The organism is Bauldia sp. (assembly GCA_037200845.1).
In the GTDB taxonomy this organism is placed as follows: domain Bacteria; phylum Pseudomonadota; class Alphaproteobacteria; order Rhizobiales; family Kaistiaceae; genus DASZQY01.
In genome coordinates this window covers 2,440,189-2,463,795 of the sequence record JBBCGQ010000001.1, presented here as the reverse complement: position 1 = coordinate 2,463,795, position 23,607 = coordinate 2,440,189, and the positions used below count along the sequence as shown (strand labels likewise).

Here is a 23,607-nt window from a genome sequence, read left to right as displayed (position 1 = left end):
TGGAACTCGGCTCAACTCCCCCCTTTGAGGGGAGGTCGAAACTGGCGAAGCCTGTTTCGGTAGGGGGTTCCGGTGCTTGGGATAGAGCCCGACCCCTCCCCAAAACCGTTCCGCGGTTTTGACCCTGCCTCAAGGGGAGGGTCGGCGTTTTCATTACCGGCGCCCGGCGACTGCTTTGATCGCCGGCCACTGCCGCTTGTCGATGCGGTAGAGCACATGCGGCGCCAACTTGTGGCCGGGCGCGATGCGCGGATGGATGAAGTCGTCGGCCGGATCGCGCGTCATGCCGATCCGCTCCATCACGCGGCGTGACGGCCGGTTCCATTCGGCGGTGAACGACACCAGTTCCGGCAAGCCGAGATCGGCGAAGGCGTGGTCGCGAACTGCGGCCGCCGCTTCGCTCGCGTAGCCCTGGCCCCAGCCTTCGCGCGCCAGCCGCCAGCCGATCTCGACCGCGGGCGCTACGGGCGGGAAGTCGGCGTGCGCCAGCCCGACGAAGCCGATGAACTGGCCGGTATCCTTGACCTCGACGGCATAGAGGCCGTAGCCGCGCTCGGCGATTGCGGCGCGTATCTTCGCGATCAAGGCATCGGACGCGGCGCGGTCGAGTTTTGCGGGGAAGAATTCCATGACGCGCGGGTCGGCGTTGAGCGCGGCGAAGGGTTCGGCGTCGGCATCGATCCAGTCGCGGAGGCGCAGGCGCTCCGTTTCGATATGGACCGTCGCCGTCATTCGACGAACTGATGGCGCTTGTAGCCTTGTGCGTAGAGCAGGGCGGTGAGGTCGGCGTGGTCGATGCGCGCCGCGGCGGCCTCCGCCACCTTTGGCTTGGCGTGGTAGGCGACGCCCAGCGAGGCGCGGCGGATCATGGCGAGGTCGTTGGCGCCGTCGCCGACCGCGAGCGTGCGCTCCTCCGGGATGCTGAGACGGATCATGGCGTCTTCCAGCGTCGCGAGCTTCGCGCTCCGCCCTAGGATCGGTTCCTCGACCTTGCCGGTGAGCTCGCCGTGGGCGGTGAGCAGCACGTTGGCGCGGCTCTCGTTGAAGCCGACCATGGCCGCGACCTTCTCGGCGAAGGCTGTGAAGCCGCCGGAGACGAGGATGGCGGTGGCGCCGTTGGCGCGCATCGTCCACACCAACGCCTTCGCGCCGGGGTTCAGCGTCACGCGCTCGGCGATGACTTTGTCGATGGTGTCCACCGGCAGGCCGGCGAGGAGGGAGACGCGCTCGCGCAGCGCCGGCTCGAACTCGATCTCGCCGCGCATGGCGCGATCGGTGATCGCGGCGACCTTCGCCTTCAGTCCGACGAAGTCGGCGAGATCGTCGATGCATTCCTGGCCGATGATGGTCGAGTCCATGTCGGCGACGAGCAGGCGCTTCCGCCGGTTGGCGACGGGCTGCACGACGACATCGACCGGGCGGCCGGCGATCTTCGCCTCGAGCGTGGCACGGTGCGTCTCGATGAAATCGGGCGACGAAAAGAAAAGATCGATCGCTTCGTTGGCGGCGAGCACGTCGCTCCGCGAGACCGACACCGCCGCGCCGCAGGCCGTCGCCGCCGCCTCGAGGTCGGAGGCATTCTGCGGCCGGGCTATCAACGTCGCGACGAAGTCGGTCATGGCACCTGCGCCGGCGTGACGGAAACGGCCCGGTCCCGGGGCCAGAATGGAGGCGGCGTCGTAATAACAGATGGGATGGCAGCGGCAAGGTTTCCCGTTAAAGTAGCGTCGCGGCTTTGGGTCGGACGCGTGGCAATGAAGCCAGAAATGGTTGCGCGCCATCTTCGCGATGCGGAGTGGCAGGCCGTGCACGGCAATCCGAACGGCGCGCTAGCTCTGTACCGGCGCCTGTTCGCTTCGGGATATAGAGACGTCGAGACGTTCAAGCGCTATCGCAGGCTGCACTTGACGCACCGCGGCATTGACCTGCCCCACCACGAGATTTTTGACATGATCTACCGAGCCGAGGTCTGGGGCAGCCGTGGCAACGAAGCGGCGGTGTCGTCAGGCTACGGATCGACCGGCAAAGCGACAGCTCCGTATCGCGACTTCCTCGTGTCGTTCATGCGCGACAAGAATATTCGCAGCGTAGTCGATATCGGTTGCGGCGACTGGGAGCTCGGCCGGCTTGTTGATTGGACGGGCGTCGATTACACCGGCGTCGATGTGTCCGCAGTCATTCTCGAGAATACCAGTCGCTTTACCGCTGACGGCATCCGCTTCATCGAGGGCGACGCGCGCACGATCGATTTGCCGCGCGCCGATCTTCTGCTGATGAAGGATGTGCTGCAGCACTGGTCGAACGACGACATCAAGCGGTTCCTGCCCAAGATCGGCGGGTACCGCCACGCGCTCCTCACCAATGGCGCGCCGCTGCGGGAAGCGGAAGACATCAACCACGATATCCCGGCCGGGAACTATCACGCGCTGGACCTGACGCGGCCACCGTTCGCTGTCGCGGGCACGTTCGTGCTGACCTACAAGAGCGTCGTGACGGAAGGGGACGGCAAGAGGGCCATCGACTTCAAACGCGTGCTGCACGTCGAGAGCAATGTTGCATGACGGTGGTTCTCATCGCCGGGCCTACCGCGAGCGGCAAGTCGCGGCTGGCGCTGGAGATCGCGGCGGAGCGCGACGGCGTCGTTGTCAACGCCGACTCGATGCAGGTCTATCGCGAATTGCGCATCGTCAGCGCACGGCCGTCGGCTGAGGACGAGATCGCAGCGCCGCATCGGCTCTACGGCCACGTCAGTGCGGCGACCCGCTACTCGGTCGGCACCTGGCTGGCGGAGGTCGCCCTCGTACTGGCCGAGGCGCAGCAGCAGGGGCGCACGGCGGTCGTCGTCGGCGGCACCGGGCTCTATTTCAAGGCGCTGCTCGAGGGTCTGGTCACGGTGCCACCCATTCCCGCGGACGTACGCGCCGCAATCGCGCGCGACATCGACGGGGTCGAGACGGCGGCGCTTCACCTGATGCTCGCCGATGCCGATCCCGAGGACGCGGCGGCAATCCGGCCCTCGGACCGTTCGCGCATCGTGCGCGCGCTGGAGGTATTCACCGCCACCGGCCTGTCGCTTGCCGCGTGGCAGCGGACCGGCACGCAGTCGCCGCTGGTCGATCCCGCGCGGGTCGAGCGGCGGATCGTTCTGCCCGAGCGGGCCGAACTCCACCGGCGCATTGCGGCACGGACGGAGGCGATGGTGCATGGCGGCGCGATCGAGGAGGTGCGGGCGCTTGCCGCATTCAATCTCGATCCCGCGATGCCGGCGATGAAGGCGATCGGGGTGCGCGAATTGATGGCGCACATCGCCGGCAAGATGTCGCTCGACGAGGCCGTCGCCGCGATGAAGACGGAGACGCGGCGCTATGCCAAGCGGCAGATGACGTGGATCCGGAACCAGATGGCGGATTGGGCGGACGCTTAGCGGCGAGGGGAGGACACCCCTCCCCAAAACCGCGAAGTGCGGTTTTGGCCCTCCCACAAGGGGAGGGCTCAAGTGGAGTCTGGGTCATGCAGCAGAGCGAACCCTCCCCTCGTGGGAGGGTCAAACGGCCGAAGGCCGTTTGGGGAGGGGCGTCTCTCACGGGGCGACCGCCTATCCCGCGACATACGCCGCCGTTGACCTTCGCCCCCGACCCGCATAAATAAGCCCCCATGTCGAACGTCATTCTCCTCGTAGGAACGCGCACCAGCCGGGCGGCCCCATAGGGTCGCCGGAGCAAGCTGGTGCGCGAAAAACAGGCCCTTCCGGGGCCTTTTTTATTGGCCGAAAGGGCCAGGTAACGGAACAAGACTAAGGAACGGGCGGCAGCGCCCCACGGAGCGGAACATGAAGCGGAACGGCAGCGAATCCGGCAAACGGCAGATGACCGGCGCCCTGATGGTGGTGCAGGCCCTCATCGACCAGGGCGTGAAGGATATCTTCGGGTATCCCGGCGGGGCCGTGCTGCCGATCTACGACGAACTCGTCCAGCAGGACAAAATCCGCCACATCCTGGTCCGGCACGAGCAGGGGGCTGGCCATGCCGCCGAGGGCTACGCGCGCTCGACCGGCAAGCCGGGGGTCGTGCTGGTCACGTCCGGGCCGGGGGCGACCAACATGGTGACGCCGCTCGCCGACGCGCTGATGGATTCGATCCCGATGGTCTGCTTCACCGGCCAGGTGGCGACGCATCTCATCGGCAACGATGCCTTCCAGGAGGCCGACACGGTCGGCATCACGCGGCCGGCCACCAAGCACAACTGGCTGGTCCGCGACGTCAACGACCTGGCGCGCGTCATCCACGAAGCCTTCTATGTCGCGACGCATGGCCGGCCGGGTCCGGTGCTGGTCGATATCCCGAAGGACGTGATGTTCGCGACCGGCACCTATGTTCCGCCGGGCGAGGTCGAGCACAAGACGTATCATCCGCGGGTCAAGGGCGACGAGCGCGCCATCCGCGCCGCGGTCGAGCTGATCGCCAAGGCGAAGAAACCGATCTTCTACACCGGCGGCGGCGTCATCAATTCCGGCCCGAAGGCGACGGCGCTGCTGCGCGAATTCGTGCGCACGACCGGCTACCCGATCACCTCGACGCTGATGGGCCTCGGCGCCTATCCGGCCGCCGACAAGCAGTGGCTCGGCATGCTCGGCATGCACGGCATGTTCGAGGCCAACAATGCCATGCACGACTGCGACGTGATGGTGTGCGTCGGCGCGCGTTTCGACGACCGCATCACCGGGCGCATCAACGCATTCTCGCCGGGCTCGAAGAAGATCCACATCGACATCGACCCGTCGTCGATCAACAAGAACATCCACGTCGACATCCCGATCATCGGCGACGTCGCCAACGTGCTGGAAGACATGCTCGCCGTCTGGAAGCAGATGAAGCCGACGCTGGACAAGGCGGCGCACAAGGCGTGGTGGGCGCAGATCGACAAGTGGCGGGCGGTCAACTGCCTCGCCTACAAGCCGAACCGCGACATCATCATGCCGCAGTACGCGATCGAGCGGCTCTACGCGCTGACCAGAGGCAAGGACGTCTACATCACCACCGAGGTCGGCCAGCACCAGATGTGGGCGGCGCAGTTCTTCCACTTCGAGGAGCCGAAGCGGTGGATGACGTCGGGCGGGCTCGGCACGATGGGCTACGGCCTGCCGTCGGCGGTCGGCGTGCAGGTGGCGCATCCGAAGTCGCTGGTCATCGATATTGCCGGCGATGCCTCCGTGCTGATGACGATGCAGGAGATGTCGACGGCCGTGCAGCACGACCTGCCGATCAAGATTTTCATTCTCAACAATCAGTACATGGGCATGGTGCGCCAGTGGCAGGAGCTGCTCCACGGCAACCGGCTGTCGCATTCGTACATGGAGTCGCTGCCCGATTTCGTGAAGCTCGCGGAGGCCTATGGCGGCGTCGGCATCCGGGCGGAGAAGCCGGACGAGCTCGACGATGCGATCGAGGAGATGATCTCGGTCGACAAGCCGGTGCTGTTCGACTGCCGCGTCGCGGCGCTTGCCAACTGCTTCCCGATGATCCCGTCGGGCAAGGCGCACAACGAGATGCTGCTCGGCGCCGAAGTCAGCGCCGAGGCGATCCAGAACGCCATCGGGAAAGCCGGAAGGATGCTGGTGTGAGCAAGACCGTGACCAAGAAGCCGGCCGCCAAGGCCGCGGCGCCGAAGCCGGCCGCGACGCAACCGCTGTCCGTGTATTTCATGGAGGAGCGGCACGACAAGACCGAGCGGCACACCCTTTCGGTGGTCGTCGACAACGAGCCGGGCGTGCTGGCGCGGGTCATCGGCCTGTTCTCCGGCCGCGGCTACAACATCGAAAGCCTCACGGTGTCGGAGACCGAGCACTCCGAGCGCATCTCGCGCATCACCATCGTCACCACCGGCACGCCGATGGTGCTGACGCAGATCAAGCATCAGCTCGAGCGGCTGGTGCCGGTGCACTCGGTCACCGACCTCACGGCCGACGGCCGGCCGCTGGAGCGCGAGCTGGCGCTGGTCAAGGTGGCGGGATCTGGGGCGGCGCGGGTCGAGGCGATCCAGTTGGCGCAGGCCTACGAGGCCTCGGTGGTGCATGCCACGGCCAGCCACTTCGTCTTCCAGGTCACGGGCAGCTCGCCCAAGGTCGACGAATTCATCGCGATCATGGCGCCGCTCGGGCTGGTCGAATTGTGCCGCACGGGCGTGGCGGCGATCGGCCGGGGGTCGAAGTCGGAGTAGGCCAGCCTTCCTCTCCATCGTCGTCCCGGCGAAAGCCGGCATCCCGTCGAGGAGCGCCGGAGTCCATGACCGGCCCCCGGCTTTCGTCGGGGTGACGAGTGAGAGGAGGTGAGCCATGCGGGCCCCAACAATCGGGCCGTTTTTCACGCCTTGAATCACGCCTAACCATCTGATAAACAATAATAATACCTGACTGACCGGAGCGATTGTCGCGGGGCCTGTTTCGGCCTCGCGCGGCCATCTTTCCGTGCCAGTATCCCCGCCCCTCAGGAGAACGAAACAGGCATGGCGTCGTCGTCGCGGCATCTCGGGCTTGGCGTGCTCGAAACGCGCTGGTTCGACGAGCGGCACCATACGGTGCGTCCGCTCTTCGAGTTCCTGTCGTATGCGCTGAAGGACCGTTCCGACGCGTTCACCTATGAGCGCTTCGTCGGGGCCTCGTCGTTCCGCGACGCGGTGCGGTTCATCATGGCCGGCGGGGACGTCGATTTTCTCTACGTCGCGGCGCACGGCGACTTCGGCAAGATCGAGGCGCCGGACGGCACCGGCCTGTCGCGCACGTACCTGCGCAACTCGTTCGTCGAGGTGAACCGGCGCAAACGGCAGCTCAAGGGCGTGCTGTTCGGCAGTTGCAAGTTCGGCGACGAATTCACGCTGGTTGAGATGCTGCGGCCGGCCAAGATCCGCGGCGAGGAGATCGACAGCCGGCTGATCTGGGTCGGCGGCTACAACGAGGAGATCGACTACACGCGGAGCTCGCTGTTCGACATCGCGTTCTTCGACCTGTTCTTCCGCACCAACGGCGGCGACGAAGTCTTCCGCGTCGAGAAGACGATCGAGGCGCTGGACAAGGCGATGCCGGGCGTCGCCAAGAACCTGTCGCTCCGCATCGTCGCCAGGCTCCGGCGCGGGCGCTACCGCGACGTCATCAGCGGGCAGACGCTGGTCGATTGAAAATCCCGGATTTTCGCGCTTGGCAGGCGCTTTTGCGCGTCGCTTTCCGCTGCTAAGCTTGCCCGCGTTCGGGTTCGTTTTTGGGGGGTAGTCATGCGTTCTGCAGTTGCCGCTACGGCCTTGACCCTGTTGCTCGCGGCCGCCGGCGCCGCGTCGGCGTGCGAGGGAAAGACCATCCTGCTCGAGGATCATTTCGACGAGAAATCCAGCGTCTGGTCAACGACGGGCGCCGTCACGTACACCGACGGCCTGATCGAGATGAAGGTAAAGCCGGGCAAGGCGGACAAGATTTTCGCCAATCCCTTCTACAAGGACGTCGACATCTGCGCCGACATGGCGGTGACGGCGGGCTCCAACCTTCCGGGCATCTATCTCGGCATCGCCTTCTGGGCGACCGACAAGGACAACCTCTACACCTTCCAGATCTCGCCCTCGGGCGTCGCCGGCGTCTTCCGTCTCAAGGACGGCGAGTGGTCGACGATCGTCGAGGACACCAAGAGCGACGCCATCAAGCAGGGGCGCGACAAGGTCAACACGCTGCGCGTCACGACGGAAGGCGAGGACGGCACGATCTACGTCAACGACGAGAAGATCACCGACTTCAAGGGCGAGCCGCCGGCGGAGGGCCAACTGGTCGGCTTCGTCGCGCAGGCGGCCGATCAGTCGTCGGCGACGTTCGAGTTCGACGATTTCCAGATGACGTCGCCGAACTAGACGGTCACGCCGGCACAACCGCCGGGCGGGCCGGTCCGGCGGTTGTGCCGTGACGTTTCGCGCCCGGAAGCCGTCAACAATTGCGCTCGGGAAGCCCGCCCGCTAGAACCGCCACGACTTTTCGCCGGTTCAGCTTAAAAGAGGGCTTTCATGCGCGTCTATTACGATCGGGATGCCGATCTCAACCTGATCAAGGCCAAGAAGGTCGTGGTCGTCGGCTACGGCAGCCAGGGCCATGCCCACGCGCTGAACCTGCGCGATTCCGGCGTGAAGGACGTGGTGATCGCGCTCCGCCCGGGCTCGGCTTCCGCCAAGAAGGCCGAGAAGGCCGGCCTCAAGGTCATGGACGTCGCCGCCGCCTCGAAGTGGGGCGACCTCATCATGATGCTCACGCCCGACGAGTTGCAGGGCGACATCTTCCGCCACTCGATCGCAGACAACATCCGTGACGGCGCGGCCATCGCGTTCGCGCACGGCCTCAATATCCATTTCAACCTGATCGAGCCGAAGAAAAGCATCGACGTGATCATGATCGCGCCGAAGGGCCCCGGCCACACGGTGCGCGGCGAGTATGCCAAGGGCGGCGGCGTGCCGTGTCTGGTCGCGGTGGCGCAGGACGCTTCCGGCAACGCGATGGAGCTGGCGCTATCCTACGCCTCGGCCATCGGCGGTGGCCGCTCGGGCATCATCGAGACGACGTTCCGCGAGGAATGCGAGACGGATCTGTTCGGCGAGCAGGTGGTGCTCTGCGGCGGCCTGGTCGAGTTGATCCGCGGCGGCTTCGAAACGCTGGTGGAAGCCGGCTACGCGCCGGAGATGGCGTACTTCGAGTGCCTGCACGAGGTGAAGCTGATCGTCGACCTCATCTACGAGGGCGGCATCGCCAACATGAATTATTCGATCTCGAACACCGCCGAGTTCGGCGAGTACAAGTCGGGCCCGCGCATCATCACCAACGACACCAAGGCCGAGATGAAGAAGGTGCTGAAGGACATCCAGACCGGCGCCTTCACCTCGGAGTGGATGCGCGAGTTCAAGGCCGGGCTGCCGATGTTCAAGGCGACGCGGCGGCTCAACGACGAGCACCCGATCGAGGAAGTCGGCCAGAGGCTGCGCGCCATGATGCCGTGGATCGGCGCCAACAAGCTGGTCGACAAGGAAAAGAACTAGCGCCTCAGCGCCACGCAAAAAAAGGCCGCCCCGGCGACAAGCCGGGACGGCCTTTTTGTTTGGCGCCGATGGGCGGTGTCAGTGCCAGTACGGCGAATAGCAGGTCGCCGGCACGCCCTTCTTGATGAAGAACGTGTTGGTGTACGGGTTGTAGGTCTTGTAGTGGCTGGCGCACCACTGGACATGCAGATTCCCGCCGCCCGCGTACCGCGGGTAATAGGGCCGCTGGTATTGCGGGCCGAACGAGAAGCCGAAGAAGAACGGCGTCGACAGATAGAAGCCGTTGTGCGGGTGGAAATTCTGGTGCGGGAAGTAGCCGGGGTGCGGCCAGTAGGGCTTGGCGTCCGCGCTGGCGGTGACGGCGAGGGTCGCCGTGGCCGCCATGGCGACGGCGAGGCCGAGAGCTGCGATCTTCTTCATTCTTGATGTCCTCCGGTCGGGGTGGGCTACTGGTAAGGATCGAGGCAGGGCCGCTCGATGCCCTGGAAGTCGATGAACGTGTCGCGCTCGCCGTTGTACGAACGGTACGTCTTCGCACACCACGCGAAGTGGGTATCGATGGCGGCGTAATTCGGGTGCGGCGGCGGCAGGTACGCCGGCTCGGGCGGCGGCACCGGCTCGGCGTAGGCCTGCGAGGCGATGGCGCCGAAGGCGAGGCCGAGGAAGGCGCCGGCGAGCAGGGCACCGCCGGCATCGCCGCCGGACTGATAATTCTGGTGCGGATTCTGCTGGTACTGCCAGTTCTGGCTGTGCTGGTAAGGCCCATGCGGGTAGGGACCATGCTGGTTCCAGCCGCCGTTCCACGGGCCGGCGGCGGCGCCGCTGGCGCTGGCCGCAATGCCGCCCGCGGCAAGCGCACCGGCGACGGCAAGGGAAACGAGGATCTTCATGGGGCCACTCCCGGATGTCAGTTGAACGCTTCCGGCGGCAACTGGGTTCCGCCGTCTGACACGATGTTTGGCTGAACGCCGATGAACGGAGGCTGAACACCGGATATGGCGCGACGGTGGCCGCGCCTGCGCTTGACCGTCGCACCCGCGGCGGGCGAAAAGCCGCGGCCCGCTACAGGTTTCGCGAGTCCGGCCATGGCCTACCGCTACGTTGTTCTCGACGTGTTCACCGACAGGCCGCTCAGCGGCAATCCGCTGGCCGTGTTTCCCGAGGCGGCGGGGCTGGACGATGGCCAGATGCAGGCGATCGCGCGGGAGTTCAACCTGTCGGAGACGGTGTTCGTCTTTCCGCCGGCCAACCCGCGCCACAGCGCCACGGTCCGCATCTTCACGCCGCAATCCGAGCTGCCGTTCGCCGGCCATCCGACGGTCGGCACGGCGGTGCTCATCGCCATCGAGAAGACGAAGCATCTCGGTCCGGGCCGGCACGAGATGATGGTGCTGCTCGACGAGAAGGTCGGGCTGGTGCGCTGCGGCGTCTTCGTCACCGGCGGCGGCAACGGGCACGCGATCTTGGACGTGCCGCGGAACCCGGAGGAAGTCGCCGGCGGCGGCGACCGCGACGCGATCGCGGTGGCGCTTGGCCTGACGCCGGGCGAGATCGGCTTTGAAAATCACAAGCCGGGCGTGTTCAGCGCCGGGGTTGCGTTCAGCTTCGTGCCGGTGCGCGATCTCGCCGTCATCGCGCGGGCCAAGCCCAACGGCGCGGCGTGGCAGCGCGCCTTCGAGGAACGCGGCGCCTTCCTCTATTGCCGGCAGACGGAGTCGGCCGGCCGGCAGTTTCACGCGCGCATGTTCTGGCCGGGCAACGGCATGGCTGAGGATCCCGCCACCGGCTCGGCGGCCGCGGCCTTCAGCGAGGCGATACGGAAGTTCGACGCGCTGCTGCCCGGCGCGCACCGCTACGTCATCGAGCAGGGATTCGAGATGGGGCGGCCGAGCCTCATCAAGCTGGAGCTCGACGTCGCCAACGGCGAGGTCGCCGCCGCGCGCGTCGGCGGCGATGCGGTGATCGTCGCTGAGGGGACGCTCAACGTGTGATCCGCCGCCTTCGCGGGGACGACATAGGCGGTTAGTCTGGAACCCTGCTAAACTTACCGCCCAGACTCACGAGGGCCGCCATGAACGAAATTCTCCTCATCCTGCATCTGTTCGGTTTTGGCGCCGGCGTGGCGTCGTCGGTCGGCAACATCGCGATCATGCGGATGAGCCGGGCGGCGCCGGCCGATGGAATGGTGCTCGCCAAGCTGTCGCCCGTGCTCGGCCGAGTCGGTCAGGTCGGGCTCGGCGTGCTGTGGATCACCGGCATCATCCTGGTGTGGAGCAAGTGGGGCGGGCCGCAGTATGTGCCGCCGGCGTTCTGGGCGAAGTTCGTCTGCGTCGTGCTTATCACCGGCGTGAGCGTGATGCTGGGGATCACCGCAAAGCAGATCCAGGCGGGCAACCGTGCGCTGATCGCGCGCATGCCCATCCTTGGCGCCGCCTCGGGCGTGCTGCTGATCCTGATCGTGATTTTCGCGGTCTACGCCTTCGACTAAAACGGACAGCAATGCTGACCCAAGCTTTGCTTGTTTCGTTAAGGGCGAGCCGCTAAAAAGCCGGCCATGACGACGCGCGTCCCCTTCGTTTCGGCTGAGCCGGCGGTTTTCCGCGGGCAGCGCGCGTTTGCCGCCTCGCTCCTTCTCGGCCTGCTTCTTAGACGCCCCTGAGCGTCGGCTGCCCCTTTGGGCGGACATTCAGGGGATCGCTTCTAACCAGCGCTTAAAGGCCACGCCCCAGAGTAGCGGGCAGAGATTCGAGAAGGACGGATTTTCATGACGACCGCCACCCCGACGCCCTCCGAGAAGGACCGCGTCATCATTTTCGACACGACGCTGCGCGACGGCGAACAGTCGCCCGGCGCCTCCATGACGCTGCCCGAGAAGATGCAGGTCGCCGAGCTCCTCGACGAGATGGGCGTCGACGTCATCGAAGCCGGCTTCCCGATCGCCTCCAACGGCGACTTCGAGTCGGTGCTCGAGATCGGCAAGGTCATCAAGCGCGCGGTGGTCTGCGGCCTGGCGCGCGCCGGCAACAAGGACATCGACCGCGCGGCGGAAGCGCTGGTGCACGCCGAGCGCAAGCGCATCCACACCTTCATCTCGACCAGCCCGCTCCACATGAAGTTCAAGCTCAACATGGAGCCGGACGCGGTCTACCAGGCGGTGATCTCGTCGGTGACGCGGGCGCGCAACCATACCGACGACGTCGAATGGTCGCCGGAAGACGGCACGCGCACCGAGCACGATTTCCTCTGCCGCACGGTCGAGGCCGCGATCAAGGCAGGCGCCACGACGATCAACATTCCGGACACCGTCGGCTACACCGTACCGGACGAATACATTGCGCTGATCAAGATGCTGTTCAATCGCGTGCCGAATGCCGACAAGGCGATCTTCTCGACGCATTGCCACAACGATCTCGGCCTCGCGGTCGCCAATTCGCTGTTCGGCATAGAAGGCGGCGCGCGCCAGATCGAGTGCACGATCAACGGCCTCGGCGAGCGCGCCGGCAACGCGGCGCTGGAGGAAGTCGTGATGGCGTTGCGCACGCGCGGCGACCGCTATCCGTACTTCACCAATATCGACTCGACGATGCTGCTGCGCGCCTCGAAGCTGGTATCGCAGGTGACGGCGTTCCCGGTGCAGTACAACAAGGCGATCGTCGGCAAGAATGCGTTCGCCCATGAGGCGGGCATCCATCAGGACGGGATGCTGAAGAACGCGCAGACCTACGAAATCATGCTGCCGGAGGACGTCGGCGTGAAGGCGACGTCGCTGGTGATGGGCAAGCATTCCGGCCGCCATGCCTTCCGCGAGAAGCTCAAGGAGCTGGGCTTCGAGCTCGGCGACAACGCCTTCGAGGACGCCTTCAAGCGCTTCAAGGATCTCGCCGACCGCAAGAAGCACGTCTTCGACGAGGACCTTGAGGCGCTGGTCGAGGATCAGGCGACGATCGCGGCGGAATCGATCCGCATCGTCTCGCTGACGATCATTGCCGGCACGCAAGGTCCGCAGAAGGCGACGCTGACCTTGTCGGTCGATGGCACGGAGATCACCAAGGAGACCACCGGCAACGGCCCGGTCGATGCGATCTTCAACGCCATCCACGCGATCGTGCCGCACACCGCGAAGCTGTCGCTCTACCAGGTGAACTCGGTGACCGAAGGAACCGACGCGCAGGCCGAGGTATCGGTGCGTCTGGAGGAAGACGGCAAGTCGGTCACCGCGCGCGGCGCCGACCCGGATACGCTGGTTGCCTCGGCCAAGGCCTACATCTCGGCGATCAACAAGCTGAAGGCAAAGCGAGCCCGCATCCACGCGCAGGGGTTTGGGGCCTAGGTACGCTTCCGCACACAGGTCGGCGACGCTGCTGTTGCGAAAAAGGCGGCGTCGCCAACTACCTCGCTCGGTGACGACTATAAGTAGTGGAAAAGCCGGAACTGGTGATTGCGACTTTCCGGTGAGGGCGCCCAATTGTGCCAACGCACACGAGGGACCCGAGAACCATGCTGCTGAAGACACTGCTTACGACTACCGCCGTCGCGTTGGCGGCTCCGGCCCTTGCGGCAGATTTTTCCGAGCCGACCACTTTCCTGGCGTCACCGGTCTCCGGCTATCTCGAAGCCTACTTCGGAATTGGACAGTCCAGCGGTAGCTCGGTGAGCACCGGGCTCGTCGCGCTCGACGTCGTCGGCGGCAATGACTTCCGCTATACCAACACGATGTTCGGCGGCAGTGGCCGGCTCGCCTATGCGCTTGCGCCCAACTTCAGCGTGCAGGCCGATGGCTGGTTCGACAGCGATCTGGCGCAGAATTATTTCGGCGGCGATGTTCTCACCTACTCCAGCGCGTCCACCGGCCTTGGCCTGCACGGCACCTGGCGCGGGATGAACACTGCGTTTGGTGGCCTCATTTCCATCGGTCAGAACGGTGCGCCGGCGCGCTACGCCAACCTTGCTGCCGAAGGGGCATGGTACGGCGCCACGTCATCGTTCACGGTGCAGGGCGGCTATACGGTCAAGTTCGCCGGAGCGCCGTTCTCCGAGTCGGGCTACTACGGACACGCCGTGGCGACCTTCTTTCAGAACCCCAATCTGGCGCTTTCGGGCGATGTCGGGGTCACCAACCAGTCTGCCGCGGAAAACGACGGCTATGCTTCCAGCAGCGGCAACGCCGTCCAGTGGGGCGCTCGCGTCGATTACAAGCCGGAGCAGGTGCCGTTCAGCTTCTTCGTCGCGTATCAGGGCTCGTCAACCAGCGCGTCCTTCAATAGCGACTACGGCAGCAACAGCTCGACTTCGACCGGCACGTCGCACGCTGCCTTCATCGGCGCGCGCTACCTCTTCGGCTCCGATACGCTGCAGAACCTGGATCGCACGGTGGGCTTCAAGGACCATAACGCGCTGTTCGGCGCCAACGCGCTGGGCAGCATAGCGCCTTACGACTAAGGCGCTCCGACGACCCGCGGGCCTCGACTGTCTCCTGATAAATGAAAAGGGCGCGGAGCCAAGCTCCGCGCCCTCCGGCCTCCCGCTTGTTCGGCTAGCGGGGCCCGATCTCGGTGCCTTCGACGATGACGAACTCGGTCTTCGCGCCGCCGATGCCGAAGTCGTTGTCGTTGACGACGAGCAGCTTGCCGTCCGGCGTCAGCGACGCGCCTTCGATCTTCGCCGGATACTTCACCGCGGCGCTGTCGAGGGAAGAGGCAACCAGACGCTCGGTCTTCGTCACCGGCACGATGCCGGCGGCGGCTGCGTCGTTCGACTGCTCCAGCGTCGGGGTCGTCGCCGGGTCATCCCACTTGGAACCGAGGATGTCGGTGGCGCCGTCGAGGCTGATCTCGAAGAACTTGGCGATCTGGTCGGTGCGCTCGTCGACCAGGAAATGGTCGTGGCCAAGCGCGGTCATCTCGCTGATGCGCAGCGACGAGGCCTTGGTCGCGTCGGTCGCGCCGAGGTCCTTGAACTTCTGCCAGTCGTCGAGCTGGTAGACGTATTCCGCCACCGGCTTCAGCGTCGTGGCGTCGCCGTCCTTGCCGAGCTCGAGCTTGAGCAGGCGCGTGTTGAGCGCGACGCCGTAAGCCTTGGCATCGGGGTTGGTCAGCGGGTTCTGGACGAGCGCGTAGAGGTACTTCTGGTCGTCCGACATCGACAGGGACTCGATGCCGCGGTTGGACGTGCGCTTGGCGAAGATCGCCGGCAGGGCGCCGACGACCGGGTAGTCGGCCGTGGCGAAATCCTTCTCGGTGCCGGCCGGAATGAAGCGGCGGATGACCGTGCCGTCGGCGGCGACCTCGGCAATGCCGGTGGCATTCTCTTCGCCGATGAAGAAGCGGCCGTCGGGGAGACGGACGAAGCCTTCCGCGTCGATGGTGTTGGCGTCCTGGGCGATGACCTTGCCGTTGCCGTCACGCGGCACTTCGGTGGCGGCGACGGTGAGCGGGTTGGTCAGGCCGACGATCGGCTTGCCCTTCGGCGTGTGCATCGGGATCGTCTGGGTGACGGTGTAGGTCTTGGCGGCCGGGTCGAGGGTCACCTGGTAGATCGAGACGTTGTAGTCCGGCGTCGGGTAGACGCGGCCGGCGCCGGCCTTGACGGTATCGCCGGCCGGGCAGATCGCCTCGGCGGCGACGGCGAGCAGGTCCTTGCCCTCGTCGCAGGTGAAGTTCGGGCCGCGGTCCGACAGCGTCCAATAGACGTTCGGGCCGTCCTTCGGATCGTGGAACAGGGCGGAGCCAACGCCAACGTCGAGGTTGAGCTGCTTGGCGCCGGCGACGGTCGACTGGAACGGCACCGGCTGGAACATGGCTTGGCCGGGCGCGGCCTCGAGCGTGGTCGCGGTTTCGGCATGGACCGCGACGGGCGCGGCAAGAATGATGGCGGCGATGACGCCGCCCTTGGTGATGATCATGGGGCGAATCCCTTTTTTGCGGGTCTGGTAACAACGCCCGCCATAGGGTGCGTCGGTGAAACGCCGATTACAGGGGAATGACCTCCGGATGAACGCGCGACGATCGCGCCCGGCGGCGGCCTCGCACTCGTGCCGGCGGTAAAATCCGAGGCAGTCCGGAAACCTTCGGTTGACCCAAACCCGGCACAACCGCTGGCCAGCAGGGCCGCGGCGGCGCGAGGGTTCCCCCGGCGGCCCGGTGATGCTAGGGAGCGGGCAGGGGAAACATGGCTATGGTGGCAACCGAACTCGCTTCGTGGCTGGGCAAAAGCGTCGTCTTCAACGGCCTTGACGAAGCCGAACTGCGGCGGCTCGCCGGCATCACGCGCGAGGTGACGCTGGCGCCGGACGACGTCCTGTTCGAGCAGGGCGAGGAGTCCGACGGGCTCTACATCGTCATCTCGGGCATCATCCGTATCTACCTGACCGCGGGCGACGGTCGCGAGGCGACCATCAGCCTGCTCGAGGACGGCGAGATGATCGGCGAAATCGCGCTGCTCGACGGGCTGCCAAGAAGCGCGGGCGCGGCCGCGCTGACGCCGACCAAGCTTATCTTCATCCCGCACCGGCCTTTCTGCGACCTGCTCGATTCCTCGCCGCAGCTTTCGCGGCAGGTGATGCTGATGCTCTGCGAGCGGCTGCGTGCGGCCAACAGGCAGGTCGACCAGGCGATCTTCCACGACCTGCGCTACCGCCTGCTGGTGCTGCTGCGCCAGATTGCGGTCATCCACGGCCGCATCGAGAAGGACGTCGCGGTGGTCGATCTCGACGTCACCCAGGGGATGCTCGCCCAGATGCTCGGCGCCAGCCGCGAGGCGGTAAACAAGCAGCTCCGCGCGCTGGCCAAGGAGGGCGGCATCGTCATGGACGGCCACCAGATCCGGGTGATGAAGCAGACCCAGCACTAGCCGCCCGGGCGACGCCGAAAGCGGGTGTGGACAGCGGGAGGCCGCTTTGCTAAGCCACCGCCTCGCTTTGGCTTGTATCTGCTGAAAACCAAGGCGCGGCGGGCGCATAGCTCAGTTGGTAGAGCAGCTGACTCTTAATCAGCGGGTCGTAGGTTCGATCCCTACTGCGCCCACCAAATCCCCTCCCTAAAAGGTTAGGAACGGCCCAAATCCAACCAATGATTGGGGATTGTGCTGCCTTTATTGGGGAAATCCGGCTCCGGGGTATCTCGCGTTGTACGCGGCGCACCTAATCTCGCCCCATCTGAAACGATTCCGGGCGGGGTGCGGCATGTTTAAGGCGATTTCTGCGGGGGCGCTGGCCCTCGGACTGTTGGGCGGCGGCGCAGCGCAGGCTGGCATCGATCCGCCACTCTACAATTGGACTGGGTTCTATATCGGCGGCTATGTCGCCGGTCTCAGCGGGCACCTTACGCCGGCCTACGGCGAAGGTCCGTCCGGCATCGATGGCGGCCTTACGGTCGAATATGCCTGGCAGAACGCCGACGGCTGGGTGTTCACGCCCTTCGTCAGCGTGCCGATTGCGGGGCAGACGGGCGTGCCCGCGACGCTCTCCACGAGCAAGATCAACTGGGGCTTGTTCGGCGGGGCGAAGGTCGGACTCGCCGTCGGCCGCTGGCAGCCCTATGGGCTGGTTGCCGCCGTAGTCGGGCAGGGGACCGCCTCCAATCTGGCCGTAACTAGAAGCAATACCCACCACGGCCTTATCTTCGGGCTTGGGGCCGACTACGCGCTGACCGACCATTGGACCGTCGGCGGGCGTTTCTCCCACATCGCGATGGACGCACAGAACTACAACGGTGCCGAGGCGGCGTTTTCCGCCAACAGCGTCGCGGCCACGTTTGCCTACAAACTCAAGTAGCAGACGCCGCCCTGTATTCTGTTAGTTGCGCACGGCCGCTTGAGGCGGCCGTGCGTTGTCGCGTTATGATCCCGCCATGCAAGGCAAGGTCTACGACGTCGCCATCATCGGGGGCGGCCTCATCGGCGCGGCGATCGCGCGCGACGCGGCCGGCCGCGGGCTGGCCGTCTACCTCTGCGAGGAGGGCGACCTCGGCGGCGGCGCCTCGTCGGCCACGACCAAGCTGATCCACGGCGCGCTCGACGCGATGGAGGGCCTGCGCCTGGCGGCGATGCGCGAGGCGGTGCTGGAGCGCGAGATCCTGATGCGCGCGGCGCCGCATCTCGTGCGGCCGATCACGTTCCACATCCCGCATCACGAACGGCAATGGTCGCGCGCCGCGTTCCGCCTTGGCCTGTTCGCCTACGATCATGTGGCGCGCCATTCGCTGCCGCGGGCCGAGCGCGTCGATCTCGAGGCGACCGGCGCCCATGGCGCGCTGCAGCCGCATTTCACCACCGCGTTCGCGTATACCGACTGCGTCGCCGACGACAGCCGCCTGGTCATCCTCAATGCACTCGACGCGCGGGCGCGCGGGGCGACGATCGAGACGCGCCAGCACTGCACCGTCGCCGAGCGCGACGGCGGGCGCTGGCGCCTGTCGCTGGAATCGACCGCGACCGGCGAAAGGTCGATCGTGCTGGCGAAGATTCTGGTCAACGCGGCGGGGCCCTCGGCCGCCGAGGTGCTGAACCATATCGTCCACGCGCGCCAGCAGGTGCGCGTGCGCATGGCCAAATCGGCGCACATCGTCGTCCGCCGCGATGGCGCCGGCGAGCCGGCCTACGCGCTGCCCAACGCCGACGGCCGCATCGTCTATGCCGTGCCCTACGAAGCCGGCACGATGCTGCTCGGCCCGGCGACGACGGCGTACACCGGCGATCCGTCCGCGGCGGCGGTCGATCGCGACGACGCGGCGTACCTGCTCGACGTCGCCAATCAATATTTCCATGCGCCGCTCTATCCCTCCGACATCGTGTGGACCTTCGCGGCGGTGACGGCGCTGCCCGACGACGCGCGGCGCGGGCGGGCGGTCGTCATCGATGCGCCGCCCAACGTCGCGCCGCTGATCTCGGCCTTCGGTGGCAGCCTCACGACGCACCGGCGGCTGGCCGAGCAGGTGGTCGATCGGATGGGCAAGTTCCGCACGATCGCGCCGGCATGGACGGGGGCGGCGGAGGCCGTGCTGCCGGGCGGCGGTTTCCCGCGCGGCGGGGAGGGCGACATCGTGCGGGCACTGCGCGCCGGCTACCCGTTTCTGCCGCTCCATCTCGCCGAGCGGCTGGTCAGCGCCTACGGCACGCGCGCCTCGGCGGTGCTGACGGGCGCGCGGAACGTCGCCGATCTCGGCATCGGCTTCGGCGGTGATCTCACCCCGGCGGAGGTCGATTATCTCCGGCATGACGAGTGGGCGGCGAGCGCGGAGGACATCCTCTGGCGCCGCTCCAAGCTCGGGCTGGTGCTGACCGAAAATGAGGCGGCGGGGCTGGATGCGACCATGACGGCGCGGACGCCCGCCCGGGCTGCCGCGGAAAGCCCGGCGCTAGTCTAGCGCCCGCCTTTTCGCCGCCGAAATCGCGTGCTAAGCCCCGCGCAACCTCAAGACGACTGCGGTCCCGCGAATCTCGATGATCTCCAAATCCCTGCTGCTTTCCGCGCTGGCGCTTGCCGCGTTCGCCGGCCCGGCCGCGGCCGACAAGGTGTCCAATCCGGTCGCCGTGTTCGCCGGGCTCGACAAGATCACCGGGCGGATCATCGGCTTCGACGTCTACATGGACGAGACGGTGCAGTTCGGCGCGCTGCAGGTGACGCCGCGCGTCTGCTACAACCGGCCGCCGACCGAGGAGCCGCAGACCGATGCGTTCGTCGAGGTCGACGAGATCGGGCTGAACCGGAAAGTGAAGCGGATTTTCACCGGCTGGATGTTCGCGGCGAGCCCCGGCCTGCACGCCGTCGACAACGCCGTCTATGATGTCTGGCTGACCGACTGCAAGATGAAGTCGGACGTGGCGCCGCCCAAGAAATAAAAGTCGGCGTCGGCGGATATCGCCTCTTCCAGCATCGCCTGATAGACGCGCCGGTCGACGTCGATGGCGCCGAACTGCTTCAGGTGCGCGGTGGTGAACTGCGTGTCGAGCAGCATGAAGCCGCCGGCTTTCAGTCGCGCCACCAAGTGTACCAGCGCGACCTTCGAAGCATCGCGCTCGCGCGAGAACATGCTTTCGCCGAAGAACGCGGCGCCGAGCTGCACGCCGTAAAGGCCGCCGACCAGCTTGCCGTCGCGCCAGGTCTCGACCGTGTGCGCCGCGCCCATATCGAACAGGTCGCCGTAGAGTTTGCGGATGCGGGCGTTGATCCACGTCTTCGGCCGGCCCTCGACCGACGCCGCGCACGCGCCGATGACCGCGCCGAAATCATGATCGACGCGGACCTCGAATTTTTCGGATGCGATGGTGCGGGCGAGGCGGCGGGGCAGGTGGAAGCCGTCAAGCGGGATGATCCCGCGCTCCTCCGGCTCGATCCAGAACAGTCCGGGATCGTCGGCCGATTCGGCCATCGGAAAGATGCCGACGGCGTAGGCCTTGAGCAGCACCTGCGGGGTGATCTCGAGGAGGATGTCGTCGCGGGAGGCCATCGGCCCCTTACTTAGGCCAGGGCCAGTTTCTCGTATAGGTCGCCGGACGGAACGCCGGGGGCTCCGCAACCTTGCGGGCGGTGCTCGCGGCTGGCCTGCGACCGGCTGACCAGAGAATTCCAAGAAAACGCATAGTAAATTGCCTTCAAATTCGTGAGGCACTGAACATAGGTGCGCGACCGCTCCTGACGTATGGCCTTCGTCACAAAGCAGGGTTGCGCCAAAACGATGGCGCGGCGGGGCGATTTCACAGCTTGGGCAGGCCCGCCTGACGCAGAATCGCGTTCACCGTGCCGATCTTCTTGATATCGAACGGCACAACGACATGGCGCTGCGTTGCCGGACTGAGCGAGATTTCGTGGCTGCCTTTGCCCTGTCTCACGAATACGCAGCCCGCGTCATGGAGACGGCGCACAAGTTCACGATAGAGGGCACCCGCCACTAAAGCCGGGCGGTCGTGTGAAGAACGAAGCGGAGATTCAGCTCTCCCGTGTGCCCATTGAGGGCCGCGATCTCGGGAGCGATCAGCCAGACTCGTTCGATCAACGCGTCGAGCGTATCCGCCTCCGTGGCGATCGGAAGGTCGTCCGATTCGGCGATCCATCGGTCGCCATCGGCGTCCAGATAGAGCTCGACCGGATATTCCTGCGCGACGACCGCGTCAGTCCGGCGCGTGAGAAATGCCAAGTCGTTCATAGAACGGAAAATATGCCGACGCGCCGGGCGGGGCTACCCCGCCGCCAGCCGCTTCTCCAGCCAGTGGATGTCGTAGTTGCCGGCGATGATGTCGGGGTCGTTCACCAGTTCGCGGAAGAGCGGGATGGTCGTCTTGATGCCGTCGATGACGAATTCGTCGAGGGCGCGGGCGAGGCGGCGGAGCGCGGCCTGGCGCGTCGGGGCGTAGACGATCAGCTTGCCGATCAAACTGTCGTAGTAGGGCGGGATCGTATAGCCCTGATAGACGCCGCTATCGATGCGCACGCCGAGGCCGCCGGGCGGATGGTAGTAGGCGATCTTGCCCGGCGAGGCGGCGAAGGTCTTGGGATCCTCGGCGTTGATGCGGCACTCGATGGCGTGGCCGGAGAAGGTCACGTCCTTCTGCGTGAAGGAGAGGCCGAGGCCGGAGGCGACGCGGATCTGCTCGGTGACGAGATCGATGCCGGTCACGGCCTCCGTCACCGGGTGCTCGACCTGCAGGCGCGTGTTCATCTCGATGAAGTAGAACTCGCCGTTCTCGTAGAGGAACTCGATGGTGCCGGCCCCGGCGTAGCCAAGCTTGGCCATGGCGTCGGCGACGACGCCGCCGATGCGGGCGCGCTGCTCGGGCGTGATGACTGGGGAGGGCGACTCCTCCAGGATCTTCTGGTGGCGACGCTGGAGGGAGCAGTCGCGCTCGCCGAGGTGCACGGCTTTGCCCTTGCCGTCGCCCATCACCTGCACCTCGATATGGCGCGGCTTGGCGAGATATTTTTCGAGATACACGGCGTCATCGCCGAAGGCGGCGCGCGCTTCGCTGCGGGCTGCGGCGAGCGCGTTCGACAATTCCTCGGCGCTGCGGGCGACCTTCATGCCGCGGCCGCCGCCGCCGGCGGAAGCCTTGATCAGCACCGGGTAGCCGATCTCGTCGGCGATCTTCTTCGCCTCGGCGTCGTTGGTGACGCCGCCTTCCGAGCCGGGGACGACCGGGATGCCGAGCTTCTTGGCGGTGCGCTTGGCCTCGATCTTGTCGCCCATGATGCGGATGTGCTCCGCCGAGGGGCCGATGAAGGCGACGTCGTGCGCCGCCAGAATCTCGGCGAAGCGCGCGTTCTCCGACAGGAAGCCATAGCCGGGATGCACGGCGTTGGCGCCGGTGATCTCGCAGGCGGCGAGAATCTGCGGAATGTTGAGATAGGAGTCGCGCGCCGCCGGCGGGCCGATGCAGACGCTTTCGTCGGCGAGGCGGACGTGCATGGCGTCGGCGTCGGCGGTGGAATGGACCGCGACCGTGGCGATGCCCAGTTCCTTGCAGGCGCGCAGCACCCGGAGCGCGATCTCGCCGCGGTTGGCGATCAGGATCTTGTTGAAGAGATGCGGCGCCGTCGTCATTCGATGATCAGCAGCGGCTCGCCAAACTCGACCGGCTGACCGTCATCGACCAGAATCTTCACGACCTTGCCCGACTTGTGCGCCGGGATCTGGTTCATGGTCTTCATCGCCTCGATGATGAGGACCGTGTCGCCCTGGCGGACCTGATCGCCGATGTCGACATACGGACGGCCGCCGGGCTCCGGCGCGCGGAAGGCGGTGCCGACCATCGGCGAGTGGACGGCGCCCGGATGGTTGGCGTCGGTCACCGGCGCGGCGGCGGAAGACGAAGCGGCGGAAGCCGCCGAGGCCGGCGCGGCGTTCATCACCACCTGCGGCGCGGCGCTCACGGTCACCGTGCGGGCGACGCGGATGCGCGTGCCGTCGCGGTCGATCTCGATCTCGGTCAGGCCGGTCTCGGCGAGGAGCTTGGCCAGCTCGCGCACCAGCTCCTGATCGACGATCGCGTTCTTGTCAGCCATCAGGCTCCCTTTCGGCGCGCGGTCTTTGCCGGCTTGACGAGTTCCGCCAGAGCTTCCAGCGCCAGCGTGTAGCCATGCGGCCCGAGACCGCAAATCACGCCTTTCGCAACCGGCGAAACAAACGAGTGATGGCGGAAACGCTCGCGCGCGAAGATGTTGGAAAGATGCACCTCGATCACCGGGACGTCCGCGGCGCGCAGCGCGTCGTGGATCGCGATCGACGTGTGGGTGTAGGCGCCGGCGTTGAGCACGATGCCGGCGGCCTTGTCGCCGGCCTCCTGGATCCAATCGACGAGGATGCCCTCGCGGTTGTCCTGCCGGAAGTCGATGCTGAGGCCGAGCGCCTTCGCCTTGTCGGCGCACAGCTTCTCGATGTCGGCGAGCGTGCCGGCGCCGTAGAGCGCCGGCTCGCGCTTGCCGAGCAGGTTCAGGTTGGGTCCGTTGAGGACGAAGATCGTTGCCGCCATAGCCGACCGTTCTTGTCGTTGCCGGCATCGCTGGCGCGAAAAATCCGGAAAGTCGGCCGGTTATAAGGGGATCGGCAGCGAAGGAAAAGCCCG

At 66.2% G+C, this 23,607-nt stretch carries 26 protein-coding genes and 1 tRNA gene; 16 read left to right on the top strand and 11 right to left on the bottom strand.

The window, feature by feature from the left end; translation table 11 throughout:
• Window positions 1-153: 153 nt before the first annotated feature.
• Complete coding sequence (locus WDM94_12235; GenBank protein ID MEJ0013366.1) at window positions 154-732, bottom strand: GNAT family N-acetyltransferase; 579 nt, start codon at window positions 730-732, stop codon at window positions 154-156.
• Window positions 729-1,619 carry a phosphoserine phosphatase SerB gene (gene serB / locus WDM94_12230; protein ID MEJ0013365.1) on the bottom strand — a complete coding sequence of 297 codons (891 nt, stop codon included), beginning with the start codon at window positions 1,617-1,619 and terminating at the stop codon, window positions 729-731. The genes WDM94_12235 and serB overlap by 4 nt, the downstream gene beginning before the upstream one ends.
• Before the next feature lie 135 nt (window positions 1,620-1,754).
• On the opposite strand from serB, the gene WDM94_12225 reads away from it, so the two are divergent.
• From WDM94_12225 to ilvC, 7 genes are all read left to right on the top strand, one after another.
• Window positions 1,755-2,561: a class I SAM-dependent methyltransferase gene (locus tag WDM94_12225; protein MEJ0013364.1), complete on the top strand. Its 807-nt coding sequence runs from the start codon at window positions 1,755-1,757 to the stop codon at window positions 2,559-2,561.
• The gene (gene miaA, locus WDM94_12220; protein MEJ0013363.1) at window positions 2,558-3,424 is read left to right on the top strand and encodes a tRNA (adenosine(37)-N6)-dimethylallyltransferase MiaA; all 867 of its coding nucleotides are present in this window, start codon (window positions 2,558-2,560) and stop codon (window positions 3,422-3,424) included. The genes WDM94_12225 and miaA overlap by 4 nt, the downstream gene beginning before the upstream one ends.
• A gap of 405 nt (window positions 3,425-3,829) precedes the next feature.
• On the top strand, window positions 3,830-5,620 hold the full coding sequence (locus WDM94_12215) for an acetolactate synthase 3 large subunit (GenBank protein ID MEJ0013362.1): 1,791 nt from the start codon (window positions 3,830-3,832) through the stop codon (window positions 5,618-5,620).
• 80 nt (window positions 5,621-5,700) lie between these two features.
• Window positions 5,701-6,216: an acetolactate synthase small subunit gene (gene ilvN / locus WDM94_12210; protein MEJ0013361.1), complete on the top strand. Its 516-nt coding sequence runs from the start codon at window positions 5,701-5,703 to the stop codon at window positions 6,214-6,216.
• A 285-nt stretch (window positions 6,217-6,501) separates the two neighbouring features.
• On the top strand, window positions 6,502-7,170 hold the full coding sequence (locus WDM94_12205) for a hypothetical protein (protein ID MEJ0013360.1): 669 nt from the start codon (window positions 6,502-6,504) through the stop codon (window positions 7,168-7,170).
• Window positions 7,171-7,290: 120 nt separating this feature from the next.
• Window positions 7,291-7,884, top strand: a complete 594-nt coding sequence (locus WDM94_12200; GenBank protein MEJ0013359.1) for a hypothetical protein — start codon at window positions 7,291-7,293, stop codon at window positions 7,882-7,884.
• Window positions 7,885-8,034: 150 nt separating this feature from the next.
• Entirely contained in the window at window positions 8,035-9,054 is a 1,020-nt protein-coding gene (gene ilvC, locus WDM94_12195) for a ketol-acid reductoisomerase (GenBank protein MEJ0013358.1), read from the top strand.
• Window positions 9,055-9,132: 78 nt separating this feature from the next.
• On the opposite strand, the gene WDM94_12190 is transcribed toward ilvC, so the two are convergent.
• Window positions 9,133-9,474: a BA14K family protein gene (locus WDM94_12190; GenBank protein ID MEJ0013357.1), complete on the bottom strand. Its 342-nt coding sequence runs from the start codon at window positions 9,472-9,474 to the stop codon at window positions 9,133-9,135.
• A gap of 26 nt (window positions 9,475-9,500) precedes the next feature.
• Window positions 9,501-9,944 carry a BA14K family protein gene (locus tag WDM94_12185; GenBank protein MEJ0013356.1) on the bottom strand — a complete coding sequence of 148 codons (444 nt, stop codon included), beginning with the start codon at window positions 9,942-9,944 and terminating at the stop codon, window positions 9,501-9,503.
• Window positions 9,945-10,139: 195 nt separating this feature from the next.
• Between WDM94_12185 and WDM94_12180 the strand changes: the two genes are divergently transcribed.
• From WDM94_12180 to WDM94_12165, 4 genes are all read left to right on the top strand, one after another.
• Window positions 10,140-11,045, top strand: a complete 906-nt coding sequence (locus tag WDM94_12180) for a PhzF family phenazine biosynthesis protein (protein ID MEJ0013355.1) — start codon at window positions 10,140-10,142, stop codon at window positions 11,043-11,045.
• A gap of 80 nt (window positions 11,046-11,125) precedes the next feature.
• A complete protein-coding gene (locus tag WDM94_12175; GenBank protein ID MEJ0013354.1) occupies window positions 11,126-11,542 on the top strand; it encodes a hypothetical protein in 417 nt (138 codons plus the stop codon).
• Window positions 11,543-11,818: 276 nt separating this feature from the next.
• The gene (locus WDM94_12170; GenBank protein MEJ0013353.1) at window positions 11,819-13,384 is read left to right on the top strand and encodes a 2-isopropylmalate synthase; all 1,566 of its coding nucleotides are present in this window, start codon (window positions 11,819-11,821) and stop codon (window positions 13,382-13,384) included.
• Between the two features lie 167 nt (window positions 13,385-13,551).
• Window positions 13,552-14,493 carry a hypothetical protein gene (locus WDM94_12165; protein MEJ0013352.1) on the top strand — a complete coding sequence of 314 codons (942 nt, stop codon included), beginning with the start codon at window positions 13,552-13,554 and terminating at the stop codon, window positions 14,491-14,493.
• 94 nt (window positions 14,494-14,587) lie between these two features.
• Here WDM94_12165 and WDM94_12160 read toward each other — a convergent pair whose 3' ends face one another.
• Window positions 14,588-15,955 carry an esterase-like activity of phytase family protein gene (locus WDM94_12160; protein MEJ0013351.1) on the bottom strand — a complete coding sequence of 456 codons (1,368 nt, stop codon included), beginning with the start codon at window positions 15,953-15,955 and terminating at the stop codon, window positions 14,588-14,590.
• A gap of 266 nt (window positions 15,956-16,221) precedes the next feature.
• Between WDM94_12160 and WDM94_12155 the strand changes: the two genes are divergently transcribed.
• From WDM94_12155 to WDM94_12135, 5 genes are all read left to right on the top strand, one after another.
• On the top strand, window positions 16,222-16,902 hold the full coding sequence (locus WDM94_12155; GenBank protein MEJ0013350.1) for a Crp/Fnr family transcriptional regulator: 681 nt from the start codon (window positions 16,222-16,224) through the stop codon (window positions 16,900-16,902).
• Window positions 16,903-17,002: 100 nt separating this feature from the next.
• Window positions 17,003-17,078 (top strand) — tRNA-Lys (locus tag WDM94_12150).
• A 155-nt stretch (window positions 17,079-17,233) separates the two neighbouring features.
• On the top strand, window positions 17,234-17,824 hold the full coding sequence (locus WDM94_12145) for an outer membrane beta-barrel protein (protein MEJ0013349.1): 591 nt from the start codon (window positions 17,234-17,236) through the stop codon (window positions 17,822-17,824).
• Window positions 17,825-17,900: 76 nt separating this feature from the next.
• Entirely contained in the window at window positions 17,901-19,415 is a 1,515-nt protein-coding gene (locus tag WDM94_12140) for a glycerol-3-phosphate dehydrogenase (GenBank protein ID MEJ0013348.1), read from the top strand.
• A gap of 76 nt (window positions 19,416-19,491) precedes the next feature.
• Window positions 19,492-19,890, top strand: a complete 399-nt coding sequence (locus WDM94_12135) for a DUF2155 domain-containing protein (GenBank protein ID MEJ0013347.1) — start codon at window positions 19,492-19,494, stop codon at window positions 19,888-19,890.
• Here the strand turns inward: WDM94_12135 and aat are convergent.
• The 6 genes from aat to aroQ all read right to left on the bottom strand — a co-directional run bounded on the left by aat (window position 19,830) and on the right by aroQ (window position 23,514).
• The gene (gene aat, locus WDM94_12130) at window positions 19,830-20,498 is read right to left on the bottom strand and encodes a leucyl/phenylalanyl-tRNA--protein transferase (GenBank protein MEJ0013346.1); all 669 of its coding nucleotides are present in this window, start codon (window positions 20,496-20,498) and stop codon (window positions 19,830-19,832) included. The genes WDM94_12135 and aat overlap by 61 nt on opposite strands.
• 247 nt (window positions 20,499-20,745) lie before the next feature.
• Window positions 20,746-20,940: a type II toxin-antitoxin system HicA family toxin gene (locus WDM94_12125; protein MEJ0013345.1), complete on the bottom strand. Its 195-nt coding sequence runs from the start codon at window positions 20,938-20,940 to the stop codon at window positions 20,746-20,748.
• Window positions 20,940-21,194, bottom strand: coding sequence for a DUF1902 domain-containing protein (locus WDM94_12120; GenBank protein ID MEJ0013344.1), 255 nt, complete (start codon window positions 21,192-21,194; stop codon window positions 20,940-20,942). The genes WDM94_12125 and WDM94_12120 overlap by 1 nt, the downstream gene beginning before the upstream one ends.
• 33 nt (window positions 21,195-21,227) lie before the next feature.
• Entirely contained in the window at window positions 21,228-22,586 is a 1,359-nt protein-coding gene (gene accC, locus WDM94_12115) for an acetyl-CoA carboxylase biotin carboxylase subunit (protein MEJ0013343.1), read from the bottom strand.
• Complete coding sequence (gene accB / locus WDM94_12110; GenBank protein MEJ0013342.1) at window positions 22,583-23,047, bottom strand: acetyl-CoA carboxylase biotin carboxyl carrier protein; 465 nt, start codon at window positions 23,045-23,047, stop codon at window positions 22,583-22,585. The genes accC and accB overlap by 4 nt, the downstream gene beginning before the upstream one ends.
• Entirely contained in the window at window positions 23,047-23,514 is a 468-nt protein-coding gene (aroQ, locus tag WDM94_12105; GenBank protein MEJ0013341.1) for a type II 3-dehydroquinate dehydratase, read from the bottom strand. Before aroQ ends, accB begins: the two co-directional genes overlap by 1 nt.
• Window positions 23,515-23,607: the final 93 nt, after the last annotated feature.

Coding starts and splice junctions, on each gene's coding strand:
- aat (MEJ0013346.1), bottom strand. CDS start 20,498: ATGGCCTCCCGCGACGACATCCTCCTCGAGATCACCCCGCAGGTGCTG.
- WDM94_12185 (MEJ0013356.1), bottom strand. CDS start 9,944: ATGAAGATCCTCGTTTCCCTTGCCGTCGCCGGTGCGCTTGCCGCGGGC.
- miaA (MEJ0013363.1), top strand. CDS start 2,558: ATGACGGTGGTTCTCATCGCCGGGCCTACCGCGAGCGGCAAGTCGCGG.
- ilvN (MEJ0013361.1), top strand. CDS start 5,701: ATGGAGGAGCGGCACGACAAGACCGAGCGGCACACCCTTTCGGTGGTC.
- WDM94_12205 (MEJ0013360.1), top strand. CDS start 6,502: ATGGCGTCGTCGTCGCGGCATCTCGGGCTTGGCGTGCTCGAAACGCGC.
- accB (MEJ0013342.1), bottom strand. CDS start 23,047: ATGGCTGACAAGAACGCGATCGTCGATCAGGAGCTGGTGCGCGAGCTG.
- WDM94_12145 (MEJ0013349.1), top strand. CDS start 17,234: ATGTTTAAGGCGATTTCTGCGGGGGCGCTGGCCCTCGGACTGTTGGGC.
- WDM94_12170 (MEJ0013353.1), top strand. CDS start 11,819: ATGACGACCGCCACCCCGACGCCCTCCGAGAAGGACCGCGTCATCATT.
- WDM94_12175 (MEJ0013354.1), top strand. CDS start 11,126: ATGAACGAAATTCTCCTCATCCTGCATCTGTTCGGTTTTGGCGCCGGC.
- WDM94_12190 (MEJ0013357.1), bottom strand. CDS start 9,474: ATGAAGAAGATCGCAGCTCTCGGCCTCGCCGTCGCCATGGCGGCCACG.
- WDM94_12140 (MEJ0013348.1), top strand. CDS start 17,901: ATGCAAGGCAAGGTCTACGACGTCGCCATCATCGGGGGCGGCCTCATC.
- ilvC (MEJ0013358.1), top strand. CDS start 8,035: ATGCGCGTCTATTACGATCGGGATGCCGATCTCAACCTGATCAAGGCC.
- WDM94_12120 (MEJ0013344.1), bottom strand. CDS start 21,194: ATGAACGACTTGGCATTTCTCACGCGCCGGACTGACGCGGTCGTCGCG.
- WDM94_12155 (MEJ0013350.1), top strand. CDS start 16,222: ATGGCTATGGTGGCAACCGAACTCGCTTCGTGGCTGGGCAAAAGCGTC.
- aroQ (MEJ0013341.1), bottom strand. CDS start 23,514: ATGGCGGCAACGATCTTCGTCCTCAACGGACCCAACCTGAACCTGCTC.
- serB (MEJ0013365.1), bottom strand. CDS start 1,619: ATGACCGACTTCGTCGCGACGTTGATAGCCCGGCCGCAGAATGCCTCC.
- WDM94_12180 (MEJ0013355.1), top strand. CDS start 10,140: ATGGCCTACCGCTACGTTGTTCTCGACGTGTTCACCGACAGGCCGCTC.
- WDM94_12225 (MEJ0013364.1), top strand. CDS start 1,755: ATGAAGCCAGAAATGGTTGCGCGCCATCTTCGCGATGCGGAGTGGCAG.
- WDM94_12135 (MEJ0013347.1), top strand. CDS start 19,492: ATGATCTCCAAATCCCTGCTGCTTTCCGCGCTGGCGCTTGCCGCGTTC.
- WDM94_12160 (MEJ0013351.1), bottom strand. CDS start 15,955: ATGATCATCACCAAGGGCGGCGTCATCGCCGCCATCATTCTTGCCGCG.
- WDM94_12215 (MEJ0013362.1), top strand. CDS start 3,830: ATGAAGCGGAACGGCAGCGAATCCGGCAAACGGCAGATGACCGGCGCC.
- WDM94_12235 (MEJ0013366.1), bottom strand. CDS start 732: ATGACGGCGACGGTCCATATCGAAACGGAGCGCCTGCGCCTCCGCGAC.
- accC (MEJ0013343.1), bottom strand. CDS start 22,586: ATGACGACGGCGCCGCATCTCTTCAACAAGATCCTGATCGCCAACCGC.
- WDM94_12165 (MEJ0013352.1), top strand. CDS start 13,552: ATGCTGCTGAAGACACTGCTTACGACTACCGCCGTCGCGTTGGCGGCT.